The sequence below is a fragment of the Psychromonas saccharinae genome (assembly GCF_051201515.1).
In the GTDB taxonomy this organism is placed as follows: domain Bacteria; phylum Pseudomonadota; class Gammaproteobacteria; order Enterobacterales; family Psychromonadaceae; genus Psychromonas.
On the sequence record NZ_CP195153.1, the window covers coordinates 3,529,286 to 3,541,062 of the forward strand.

An 11,777-nucleotide genomic window follows, 5' to 3' on the forward strand; every position below is an offset into this window, starting at 1 on the left:
TCCTCTTTTTAAGCAGATTATTACAATGGCAAAACAACAACTTGACGCATTACGAACCTACCTTAATAAAATGATTTTAGGACAAAGTGAGCTAGTCGATGGATTACTAATCGCGTTGCTTGCTGATGGTCATATTCTTGTAGAAAGCCCACCAGGACTGGCAAAAACGCGTGCGATTAATGCACTTTCAGATGGAATAGAAGGCGATTTTCATCGAATTCAATTTACCCCGGATTTATTACCATCTGATTTAACTGGTACGGATATATTTAGACAGGAAACGGGTCAATTTATTTTTGAAAAGGGCCCGCTTTTTCATAATCTGATTCTTGCAGATGAAATAAACCGAGCACCAGCTAAAGTACAATCAGCATTATTAGAAGCGATGGCCGAGCATCAAATAACCGTGGGTAAAAAAACCTATCCATTACCAAAATTGTTTTTAGTCATGGCGACTCAAAATCCTTTAGAGCAGGAAGGAACTTACCCATTACCAGAAGCACAATTGGACCGTTTTATTATGCATCTTGAGCTTGATTACCCTGATGCAAATACGGAAAAAGAAATCCTGCAACTCAATCATAAAGAGATATTACAGGAAACCGTTGCAACGGTAACACCGTTATTAACCGATGAGATATTTGCTATTCGTAAAGAAATTATGAACATCAATATCGCACCACATTTAGAACAATATTTAATTGATCTTATTATTGCGACACGCAAACCTGAAAATTATGGCCCGAATTTAAAACAATGGATTAGTTATGGTGCAAGCCCTCGTGCAACCTTAGCATTAATGCGAACAGCTAAAGCACGTGCTTGGTTAAATAATCGCGATTATATTATGCCGGATGACATCATTCATAATCTTTACCCGGTATTACGCCATCGACTTATTTTAAGTTATGAAGCAGAAGCCCAGGGAATTAACGCGAACAGTGTTATTAGTGAAATAATTAATCAGGTAGCGATTCCAGCCTAATGAACAGTAAATCACTTAATTTATTTGCTGGCAGCCCGTATACCACGGGCACAAATGTCAGCTTAAATGAACTTATTAGTTATCAACAACAAGCTAAATTAAAACTCCAACCGACTGCGAGTGCCGCTTATCAACAACTTGCAGGAAACTATTTAGCAAAAATTAAAGGCCGAGGCATGGAGTTTGCCGAGGTCAGACACTATCAGCCCGGTGATGATGTACGAACAATCGACTGGGCGGTTACCGCTCGTACCGGAAAAGCACATACAAAAGTATTCCAGGAAGAAAAAGAACGTCCCGTTTTTATCCTACTCGACTTATCGGATAGTATGATTTTTGGTAGCCAATTTGCTTTTAAATCAGTACAGGCCTGCCACCTTGCAAGTTTACTTAGCTGGCAAGCAAAACAACGTAATGATCGCCTTGGCGGAATTATCTTTAATCAACAGGACTCAGCTGAGCTTAAACCTGCAGGACGAACCATCGGGTTAATGCGTTTTCTTCATAAATGTGAACAACTTTGTCAGCCTAAACCTTTTAAAACAATAGCCCCAACTCAATCGCTATTTAATCAACTCAAACGTCTTTCTCGTTTAGTACAAACCGGTAGCCAAATTCATTTAATTAGTGACTTCTCTCAACTTGATGAAGGTTGTCAGAAATTACTAAGCCAAATTCGTGGGCATAATCAGATCACCGCTTGGCAAATTAGCGATCCGCTTGAGCAAGTGCTTCCAAAACATATGGACAAAGTACGGTTAAAAATTAATAGCCTGAGTGGCAGTGGTTTTTTCAAACAACAAAACGCGCAACAACAGTATCAAGAAACGGCCAATGAGCGGCAGCAAAAAATTGTTACAAGTTTTATTAAGCAAGGAATACCACTTCATCATCTCAGTGCATCATCGTCATTAATGGAGCAGTTTCATGTCCCCGCTCGATAGTCAAAATCCATTAGCGCAACTTAATGATATTATCGCCCCGAATGCAGCAAGTTTCTGGCCTTTAGCCCCGATTTATTGGGCGCTATTATTTACCCTTGTCGCTGCATTAATCGGATTAACATATCTTATAAAACGCATAAAAAAACAACGTAAAAAACAGCAATCGATATTGATAAAACTACAAGAACTAGAATCGAGCAAGGCAAATTTCATTACGTTAAATCAGCTAATTAAAGGCGTTGCTTTACAGCACTTTCCTCGTCAACAAGTCGCCTCTCTACATAGCGAAGCGTGGTTTGATTTTTTACAGCGATATGCAACAACACCTATTTTTAAAGATAAGGATACTTTCCTGACGCGTTTATATCAGGAGAAAAATCCGGTTTGCTCCGACAGTGATTTTGCACAAACAAAGCAATGGATTAAGCAATTGCCTAAACAAATTAAAAAACACCATCAAGAGGCCAATAAACATGTTTGAATTTGTTTATCTTTGGATATTTTTATTATTACCTTTGCCTTTGATTATCCGTTATTTTCTTCCCGCTAAAAAACGCGATTATACCCAAGTATGGATCCCTCTCGCGCAAGGCTTAACTGAACAAGAAGGCACATCGGGTAAAAATAACTTATTTAGTATTATCCCTTGGCTAGCTTGGGCACTGTTGCTTTCAGCCTTAGCTAAACCTATTTGGTATGGTGATCCTATCCGTTTACAACAACAAAGCCGAGACATGGTTTTGTCACTGGACTTATCCGGCAGTATGCAAGAGGTAGATATGCCACTTAACGGAAAAAGAGTTGACCGTTTAACCTTGGTAAAAAATCTTTCTAAGGCCTTCATTAATAAACGTGAAGGAGACCGTCTAGGATTAATTCTTTTTGCTGACCACGCCTACTTACAAACGCCCCTAACCTTTGATTTAAAAACAATTAATCAAATGATTGATGAAACACAAATTGGGTTAGTTGGCACCAGAACCGCGATTGGAGAATCCATTGCAATGGCGATTAAGCGTTTCGTTGAAAATAAAAATGAGCAACGCGTTTTGATTTTAATTACCGATGGCGCCAATACCGCAGGGAGTATTGATCCCGTAATGGCGGCTCAACAAGCTGCGAAAAATAATATCACTATCTACACCATCGGAATCGGTGCAGATCAAATGGTGAGACGTACTATCTTCGGTAATCAAAACTATAATCCTTCAGCCGATCTTGATGAGTCCGCGTTAAAACAAATTGCAACTTTAACGAACGGCCAATATTTCCGAGCAAGGAATCAAGAAGACTTACAAAAAATTTATCAAACAATCGATGAGTTACAACCAATCGATAGTGACTATTTAGAATTCCGACCAGAAAAAGACCTGTATTATTGGCCTCTTTCTGCGGCGCTTTTATTGCTATTTTCATCTGCATTATATTTAAAAGTAAGAGGATCAAACCTTGATTGACACAACTTTGATGCCATTACAATTTTTACGCCCACTTTGGCTACTTGGTATTATTGTAATTGCAATATTTTCATTATGGCGTTATCAGAATGTATTTAAATCTAAAAAACAAAAGCTGATTGCACCACATTTAAGTCAAAACTTAGTGGATACGCCGACTATTTCCTCTTCACAACGCTTTGCTTTTCCAATGCTGGGGATCATTGCCTGTATCGCATTATCAGGACCAAGTTTTCGTAGCGTTCAAATGCCCGTATACCAACTTGAAAAGGCACAAGTATTGGTACTTGATTTAACCTATTCGATGTATTCGACGGATCTGCAACCCAATCGATTAAGTCAGGAAAAATACAAAGCGATTGATTTAATCAAACAATGGAACGAAGGTGATAAAGCATTAATTGCCTATGCAGGCGATGCGTTTACTATTTCGCCATTAACCACAGATGGCAATTCAATCATTAATCATATTCCTAATTTATCGCCGGACATCATGCCGGTAAAAGGATCTCACCCCGAACTTGCATTAGATCGCGCGATTACGCTGATGAAAAATGCGGGCTATGCAAAGGGACATATTGTTTTTTTCAGTGACGGTATAGATGAACGTACCTCGGAACAAATGATTGAACGCTTAAAAGGGACACCTTGGGTGGTTTCAATATTAGCCATTGGCACCAACAAAGGTGCACCGATCAAAATGCTTGATGGTAGTTTATTAAAAGATCAACAGGGCAATATTGTTGTTCCATCATTAACCGAGCAGCCATTACATGCCCTAGCACAAGCAACGGATGGATTGTATTTAAGAGCAGGTAATACCAACGCCGACATTAAGCAATTGGGTCGTTATTTCGACTTAAAAAATGTCCACAAAAGTGAAAAAGGCCAATCAAGCAGTAATCAATTTCCCGTGGATGATGGGTATTGGCTAGTATTATTAATTGTACCGTTTATGCTATTACTGTTTCGAAAAGGTGTATTCTATCTATTACTACTGTCTATTTCCCTCCCCTTCGCTAGTCCTGATGCCCATGCTTCTATTTGGAAGAATGCACAACAAAATGCATTACAAGCCTATCAGCAAGAAGATTATGCAACGGCAGCTGATCTATATAATGATCCTATTGCAAAGGGCAGCGCATTATATAAAAACAAACAATATAAAGATGCCTTAACCCAATTTAATCAGGCAGTGACAGAGCAGCCAACTAATGCGAGTGCCTTTTATAATCAAGGCAATACATATGCACAACTGCAACAATATGACAAAGCTATTGAATCTTACAATCAAGCACTTGCTATTAATTCTGATTTCAAATCTGCAGCTGAAAATAAAAAACTCATTAAACAATTAATAGAACAGCAAAAACAACAAGACAAAAAGCAGCAGTCCGATCAACAAAAATCTGACCAACAAAAATCTGACCAACAAAAGTCTGACCAACAAAAGTCTGACCAACAAAAGTCTGACCAACAAAAGTCTGACCAACAAAAGTCTGACCAACAAAAGTCTGACCAACAAAAGTCTGACCAACAACAGTCTGACCAACAAAAGTCTGACCAACAAAAGTCTGACCAACAACAGTCTGACCAACAAAAGTCTGACCAACAACAGTCTGACCAACAACAGTCTGACCAACAACAGTCTGACCAACAACAGTCTGACCAACAACAGTCTGACCAACAAAAAGCTGAACAGCAAAAAGCTGAACAACAAAAAGCTGAACAACAAAAAGCTGAGCAGCAAAAAGCTCAACAACAAAAAGCCGATGAAGAAAAAGCCGATGAAGAAAAAGCTTCACAGGCACAACAAACTAATGCGACTGATAAAACCGATCAAACTAATCAAGAATTAGAGGATCTTCCTATGTGGTTAAAAAATATGCCTGATAACCCTTCTTATCTATTGCAGAGAAAAATGGCGGCTGAATATCAAAAAAGAAGTCAATCACAACCGGTTATGCAACAAAAAAGTAACGGAGAAATTTGGTAATGCGTATTAAACTTTCATTTATTACGGCTCTTTTTATATCACTACTTTGGCAGCAAATAGCCTTTGCAGCGAGTAATATCGAGGCGACGGTTAGCGATAATGCTATTTTTCTTGGCGATCGGGTTACATTATCCGTTGTTATTGATGATACTGACTCAGACTTTCAATTAGACACATCATTATTAGAAAAGGATTTTTCAGTTTCGCGTCCATCGAGAAGCAGTAGCAGCACCTACATTAACGGAAAATCAAGTTTCAAAACGACCTGGAAATTTAGCTTACAGGCAAAACACGTAGGTGAACTGACTATCCCCGCTTTTAAAATTGGTAATCTACAAAGTAAGTCAATACACGTTTCGGTAAAAGAACCTTCTGATCAAGCCACAAATTCAAATAATGATGCTATTTTTATTGAAAACAGTGTCGACAAACAAAGTGCCTATATTGGCCAGCCAATCATACTGACGAGTAAAGTCTATATTTCTCAAGCAACCAGTGATTTGTCGCTCAGCGCACCAATACTTGAAGGCACAAACATTGAGACATATGGGCAAGATAAAAATAGTGAAACAATCAGAAATGGTATTCGATATCAGATAATTACTCGAGAATTTCAAATCAATGCAACTAAAGCGGGTACATTCACGCTCCCCTCTCCAGTATTAAACGGCAATATTCGCCAATCCATTCCCGTGGATAGTTGGCGCAGTCGTACAGTAGAACATCCGATCAATATTCGAGGGGAAAGTTTACCAATTACTATAAAAGCAAAACCAGCAAATTTCCAAGGCAATTGGCTAGTCAGTGAAGATGTTCGCTTATCAGAAGATCCTTCAATCACTGAGAAAAGCTATCATGTTGGCGAGCCAATCACACGTGCGATCACCTTACAAATAGCATCCATTGATACGGATAAGTTACCCAACCTCGATTTCAATTACCCTAAGAATTTACGATTTTATCCCGACCAAGATGAATTAAAAACAGGGACTGCTAATAATATTCATTATGCACAACGTGTTATTCGTCACGCCATTATTGCAGATCAACCGGGTAAACTGACTTTGCCAGAAATAAAATTAGCTTGGTGGAATAGCAAAACCGATAAACAAGAATATGCAATTTTACCCGCGCGGACGTTAACCATTCTGCCTGCAGAAACAACAGCAGAACAACCGCCTGTTGCGCCAATACCAATGGAAAATCCAACGACGGATACATCAACGCTTACTGCACCACCAGCAGTAAATCATGAACAATTAATTATTTGGCAAATTATCAGTGCGTTACTATTAATCATGTTGATTGCGTTGGTTATCTACCACCTCTATTACCGACGCAGATACAACAGTAAAATAACGAATGATAAAGATGAACAAATAAATAAAACCATCGCTCCCTATGAAAGGCTACAACAAACTTTACAAACAAATACACCTGCTGCCTCGTATCAGGCCTTATTACAGTATGCACAAGATTCATTTCCTGGCTTAAAAAGTCTCTCGCACCTTATTGAGAAAATGCAATTGGATGAGCAGGATAAGAAACAGCTTAATATTGAGATACAACGCTTAGAAAATGCCTGTGCAAATCCAGCAGTAAAATGGGATGCGCACAAACTTGCAGCATTATTGCAAAAATATCAACAACAGTGTGAAACCCCAAGTAACATCAATATTATGGATATAAATCCTTCTTAATATTCTAATTCACAATTTTATCTCCAAGTCCTTGACTAATTACAATATTAGCCAAGGACTTGATTTTCATCTTTCCCTCAATTGATGCATCACTCTGAACCATCGCGCACCAAGATCGTGCACCTCATAAGCATTTATATTAAAAAAACATAAAAACCATACAAAAACAACACAAATATAAAACCGTAACCAGCTGATTTTATTATATAAAAAAATATTAATGATCTGCTTTCTGCAGTTTTGGCCTACTACCTGCAATACCTATAACATCATTTACTTTACAACCACCATAAATTGTAATTATTAGCTATATAAGGATATTAAAATGAAACTTAATAAAATTGCATTACTAGTTGGCCTAGCATCAGCATCACTTGTACCAAGTTTTGCTTCTGCAGATACTCTTGATCAAGTAATGAAAAAAGATGTATTAAACTGTGGTATTTCCACTGGTCTAACTGGTTTCTCAGCAACTGATTCAGAAGGTACTTGGAAAGGCCTTGATGTAACTTTATGTCAGTCTGTTGCAGCTGCTGTATTAGGTGATGCAAGCAAAGTTAAATACATTCCGCTAACAGCCAAAGAACGTTTCACAGCACTACAAAGTGGTGAGATTGATGTTTTATCTCGTAACACAACTTGGACTCAAACACGTGACACATCGCTTGGTTTAAACTTTGCGGGCGTTAACTACTATGACGGTCAAGGTTTCCTAGTAAACAAAAAATTAGGTGTAACCTCAGCAAAAGAATTAGACGGTGCAACTTTCTGTATTCAAGCGGGTACAACAACTGAAATGAACTTAACAGATTATTTCAAAGCAAATAAAATGGACTACAAAGCCGTTACTTACGATACATCAGCACAAACAATTGATGGTTTCAAAAAAGGTCGTTGTGACGCTGTTACATCAGACTCTTCTCAACTTTACTCTTTAAAACTAAAAATGGATGATCCAGCATCTGTAATGGTATTACCAGAAATCATCTCTAAAGAGCCACTAGGACCAGTAGTACGTCAAGGCGATGACAAATGGTTTAACATCGTAAAATGGACTATGTTCGCAACTTTAGAAGCTGAAGAACTAGGTGTGACTAAAGCAAATGCTAAAGATGAACTTAAATCAACAAACCCAGGTGTTCAACGTCTATTGGGCGTAACAGGCAAAATGGGTGAAAACCTAGGTCTTGATTCTAAATGGGCTTACAACATTGTTTCTCAAGTAGGTAACTACGGTGAAATTTTTGAAAGCACAGTAGGTAAAGGTTCACCACTACAAATCGACCGTGGTATTAACAAGCTATGGAAAGACGGTGGCTTAATGTACTCAATGCCAATTCGTTAAGATATTCCTAGGGGGCTACGTGCCCCCATTTTTACTTTAGGGCTTATATTCAATCCTCTTCAAGATACCTACTCAGAACATTCTCCCAGTGACAGAACATGCTGATTATACATCTTAAGAAACGTTAAATTTAAATATAGCTCCATTTTTTAAAGCTTGTAATTGGTTTTAAAGGCTTAATATGATCAAATCAAAACAACTTAAAGAAGCTCAACGCGCGCCTAGCGCCCATGTTGTAATGAGCAGTCGACAAAAACAAGCTGTCGCATATCAAGTGATTGCTGTTCTTCTCGTCATCTTTGCAATATTTTATTTCACTACAAATATGTTCGATAATATCGACAAACGAGGTATTACTACAGGCTTTGGTTTTTTAAGTGACACAGCAGGGTTCGGTATCAGTCAAACCCTTATCGCATACAGTGATAGTACATCTAATTATCTCGATGTATTTATTATCGGTGTAATGAATACAGCACTTGTTTCTATTGTCTGTATTGTATTCGCGTCTATTTTAGGATTATTAATTGGTATTGGACGTTTATCCAATAACTTTATCATTTCAAAATTGTCACAGGTTTATATCGAAACTTTTCGTAATATCCCGGTTCTTCTGCAGATTTTATTCTGGTACAACGTCGTTTTATCTGCGCTACCTAATCCACGTAACAGTATGTCGTACCTTGACTCGATATTCTTCAACAACCGTGGTTTATTATTACCAGCACCTATCTTTGAATCCGGTAGTATTTTCATTTTAATCGCCTTTGTACTTGCCTGTATTGGCGTGTTCTTTTTAAGCAGATGGGCAATTAAGCGACATAACGTCAGTGGGGAAGAATTTCCACTCATTTCTGTTTCAATCGCAATCATTATCCTTGCACCTGTATTGGTTTACTTTATTAGTGGACAACCTATTAGTGCTGATTATCCAGTATTAAAAGGATTCAACTTTAAAGGTGGCTTAACGATTATTCCCGAGTTCCTGGCATTAGCATTTGCATTGAGTATCTATACGGCAACTTATATTGCAGAAGCGGTACGTGCAGGTATTGCATCAATACCCAATGGACAAACGGAAGCGGCTGAATCTCTTGGATTACGAAATGCCATTATCATGCGTAAAGTAATACTACCGCAGGCATTACGCGTCATCATTCCACCGGTTATTAACCAATACCTTAATATGGTAAAAAACTCCTCGCTAGCCACTGCAATTGGTTACCCAGAGTTAGTAACACTATTTTCAGGGACAACCCTTAACCAGGTCGGACAAGCTATTGAAATTATTCTAATGACAATGGCCGTTTACCTTACCTTTAGCATTGTTATTTCTTTGGTGTTGAACTGGGTGAATAAGAAAATGGAAATTAAAGGACGATAATTATGGCAGTCTATTCAATTACAGAAGCACAACCAGCACCCTCCTCGAATAAAGGCGTGATCTACTGGTTACATAAAAACTTATTTTCAAATGTAATAAATAGCATATTTACCCTGCTAGGTTTTTATATTATTTATTTAATTTTACCACCACTGATTAACTGGATGATTATCGATGCTACCTGGACTGGTAGCAAAGAAGAAATTGTTAACGGTGGCGCACGATGGATCTTTATTGCTGAGAAGTTTGACCAGTTTATGTATGGGTTTTATCCACCTGAATTACACTGGCGACCAAATACAGTATTAGTACTTGCAGCAGTATTTGTTGCTATATTGAAATATGTAAAAAGTATTAAATTTAAAATTGCTGCTATTGTACTTTTCCCTATTATCAGTTTTATATTGATTAGCGGTGGGTTTGGATTAGAAACCGTTGAAACTGAGAAATGGGGTGGATTAATGCTAACCCTAGTCGTGGCATCCGTTGGTATTGTCGCCTCTTTTCCTATTGGTATCGTTCTCGCATTGGGTAGACAGTCAAACCTACCAATTATGCGTACCTTATCTGTTGTTTTTATTGAGTTTATTCGTGGTGTTCCACTAATTACGATTCTCTTTATGGCATCGGTTGTGCTTCCTTTATTCTTTAGTGATGGGATTGACTTTAATAAACTGTTACGTGCCTTAATCGGTATAACACTATTCCAATCTGCTTATATCGCAGAGGTAATACGTGGTGGTTTACAGGCGATTCCAAAGGGACAATATGAAGGTGCAGATTCCATTGGACTTGGCTACTGGCAGTCTATGATCTTAGTTATTTTGCCACAGGCATTAAAAATCTCTATACCGAATCTTGTTGGTACCTCTATCTCTCTCTTCAAGGATTCAACATTACTTTTAATCATCGGCTTATTCGATATTTTAGCCATGGTTACCTTAACAACAAGCGATAGCCTCTGGCTAGGATTTGAGTTAGAAGGCTACGTATTTGTCACTATGATCTTTTGGGTTATCTGTTTCAGTATGTCGCAATATTCAAAATCCATTGAACGTAAATTTAATACTGAGCATTAATACTTTAATCACAGTCAATAGATAATAAATTTTAAAGGCTGGTTGATTAACCAGCCGAGAGGGAAATCTCATGTCAGAACAAGAAAATATGATCGTAATGAAAAAGGTTAACAAGTGGTACGGTGACTTCCACGTACTAAAAGATGTTAATTTAGAAATTAAAAAAGGTGAAAAAGTCGTTATCTGTGGCCCATCAGGCTCAGGTAAATCAACCACTATTCGCTGTTTAAATTATCTTGAGCAGTTCCAAAAAGGTAGTATTACAATCAACGGTACAGAAGTTATCGATGATATTAAAACAATACGAGATATTCGTTCAGAAGTAGGAATGGTGTTCCAGCACTTTAACCTATTCCCGCATCTATCTATCTTAGAAAACCTGGTCTTAGCACCTATCTGGGTACATAAAAGACCTCGTAAAGAAGCGATTGCAACAGCAATGCATTATTTAGAACGTGTAAAAATAGCAGAGCAAGCACATAAATACCCGAATCAATTATCGGGCGGTCAACAACAACGTGTAGCAATTGCACGCTGTTTATGTATCAACCCACATATTATGTTATTCGATGAGCCAACCTCTGCGCTTGACCCTGAAATGGTATCGGAAGTACTGGATGTAATGGTTGAATTAGCAGATGAAGGTATCACCATGGTGTGTGTAACGCATGAAATGGGCTTTGCTAAGAAAGTAGCAGACCGAGTTATCTTTATGGATGCAGGCCAGGTTATTGAAGAAAACAACCCAGAAGATTTCTTTGAAAACCCACAATCTGATCGTCTAAAACTATTCTTAGACCAAATTCTTTCTCACTAATACATCTCCCCTTCCCCTTTCTCTATTACCTAGAGTGAGGGGCACTTTTCCCCTATTAATTTCCCCTAAA

10 protein-coding genes are annotated in these 11,777 nt (G+C 38.0%); all 10 read left to right on the forward strand.

The annotated features are described in order from the left end of the window. The first annotated feature begins 25 nt into the window (after positions 1-25). The 10 genes from ACR30L_RS15820 to ACR30L_RS15865 all read left to right on the forward strand — a co-directional run bounded on the left by ACR30L_RS15820 (position 26) and on the right by ACR30L_RS15865 (position 11,707). Positions 26-985 carry an AAA family ATPase gene (locus ACR30L_RS15820; protein ID WP_435235213.1) on the forward strand — a complete coding sequence of 320 codons (960 nt, stop codon included), beginning with the start codon at positions 26-28 and terminating at the stop codon, positions 983-985. Further along, positions 985-1,929 carry a DUF58 domain-containing protein gene (locus ACR30L_RS15825; RefSeq protein ID WP_435235214.1) on the forward strand — a complete coding sequence of 315 codons (945 nt, stop codon included), beginning with the start codon at positions 985-987 and terminating at the stop codon, positions 1,927-1,929. The genes ACR30L_RS15820 and ACR30L_RS15825 overlap by 1 nt, the downstream gene beginning before the upstream one ends. Then, complete coding sequence (locus ACR30L_RS15830) at positions 1,913-2,410, forward strand: DUF4381 domain-containing protein (RefSeq protein WP_435235215.1); 498 nt, start codon at positions 1,913-1,915, stop codon at positions 2,408-2,410. The genes ACR30L_RS15825 and ACR30L_RS15830 overlap by 17 nt, the downstream gene beginning before the upstream one ends. Next, positions 2,403-3,386, forward strand: coding sequence for a VWA domain-containing protein (locus tag ACR30L_RS15835; RefSeq protein ID WP_435235216.1), 984 nt, complete (start codon positions 2,403-2,405; stop codon positions 3,384-3,386). Before ACR30L_RS15830 ends, ACR30L_RS15835 begins: the two co-directional genes overlap by 8 nt. After that, positions 3,379-5,382 (forward strand): vWA domain-containing protein, encoded by a 2,004-nt coding sequence (locus tag ACR30L_RS15840; RefSeq protein ID WP_435235217.1) that lies wholly within the window; start codon positions 3,379-3,381, stop codon positions 5,380-5,382. The genes ACR30L_RS15835 and ACR30L_RS15840 overlap by 8 nt, the downstream gene beginning before the upstream one ends. Next, entirely contained in the window at positions 5,382-7,082 is a 1,701-nt protein-coding gene (locus ACR30L_RS15845) for a BatD family protein (protein ID WP_435235218.1), read from the forward strand. The genes ACR30L_RS15840 and ACR30L_RS15845 overlap by 1 nt, the downstream gene beginning before the upstream one ends. Positions 7,083-7,407: 325 nt before the next feature. Continuing rightward, entirely contained in the window at positions 7,408-8,427 is a 1,020-nt protein-coding gene (locus ACR30L_RS15850; protein ID WP_435235219.1) for an amino acid ABC transporter substrate-binding protein, read from the forward strand. A gap of 181 nt (positions 8,428-8,608) precedes the next feature. Continuing rightward, on the forward strand, positions 8,609-9,811 hold the full coding sequence (locus ACR30L_RS15855; RefSeq protein ID WP_435235220.1) for an amino acid ABC transporter permease: 1,203 nt from the start codon (positions 8,609-8,611) through the stop codon (positions 9,809-9,811). 2 nt (positions 9,812-9,813) lie between these two features. Then, positions 9,814-10,890, forward strand: coding sequence for an amino acid ABC transporter permease (locus ACR30L_RS15860; protein WP_435235221.1), 1,077 nt, complete (start codon positions 9,814-9,816; stop codon positions 10,888-10,890). 70 nt (positions 10,891-10,960) lie between these two features. Next, complete coding sequence (locus ACR30L_RS15865) at positions 10,961-11,707, forward strand: amino acid ABC transporter ATP-binding protein (protein ID WP_435235222.1); 747 nt, start codon at positions 10,961-10,963, stop codon at positions 11,705-11,707. Positions 11,708-11,777 lie beyond the last annotated feature (70 nt).

Coding starts and splice junctions, on each gene's coding strand:
- ACR30L_RS15820 (WP_435235213.1), top strand. CDS start 26: ATGGCAAAACAACAACTTGACGCATTACGAACCTACCTTAATAAAATG.
- ACR30L_RS15825 (WP_435235214.1), top strand. CDS start 985: ATGAACAGTAAATCACTTAATTTATTTGCTGGCAGCCCGTATACCACG.
- ACR30L_RS15830 (WP_435235215.1), top strand. CDS start 1,913: ATGTCCCCGCTCGATAGTCAAAATCCATTAGCGCAACTTAATGATATT.
- ACR30L_RS15835 (WP_435235216.1), top strand. CDS start 2,403: ATGTTTGAATTTGTTTATCTTTGGATATTTTTATTATTACCTTTGCCT.
- ACR30L_RS15845 (WP_435235218.1), top strand. CDS start 5,382: ATGCGTATTAAACTTTCATTTATTACGGCTCTTTTTATATCACTACTT.
- ACR30L_RS15850 (WP_435235219.1), top strand. CDS start 7,408: ATGAAACTTAATAAAATTGCATTACTAGTTGGCCTAGCATCAGCATCA.
- ACR30L_RS15855 (WP_435235220.1), top strand. CDS start 8,609: ATGATCAAATCAAAACAACTTAAAGAAGCTCAACGCGCGCCTAGCGCC.
- ACR30L_RS15860 (WP_435235221.1), top strand. CDS start 9,814: ATGGCAGTCTATTCAATTACAGAAGCACAACCAGCACCCTCCTCGAAT.
- ACR30L_RS15865 (WP_435235222.1), top strand. CDS start 10,961: ATGTCAGAACAAGAAAATATGATCGTAATGAAAAAGGTTAACAAGTGG.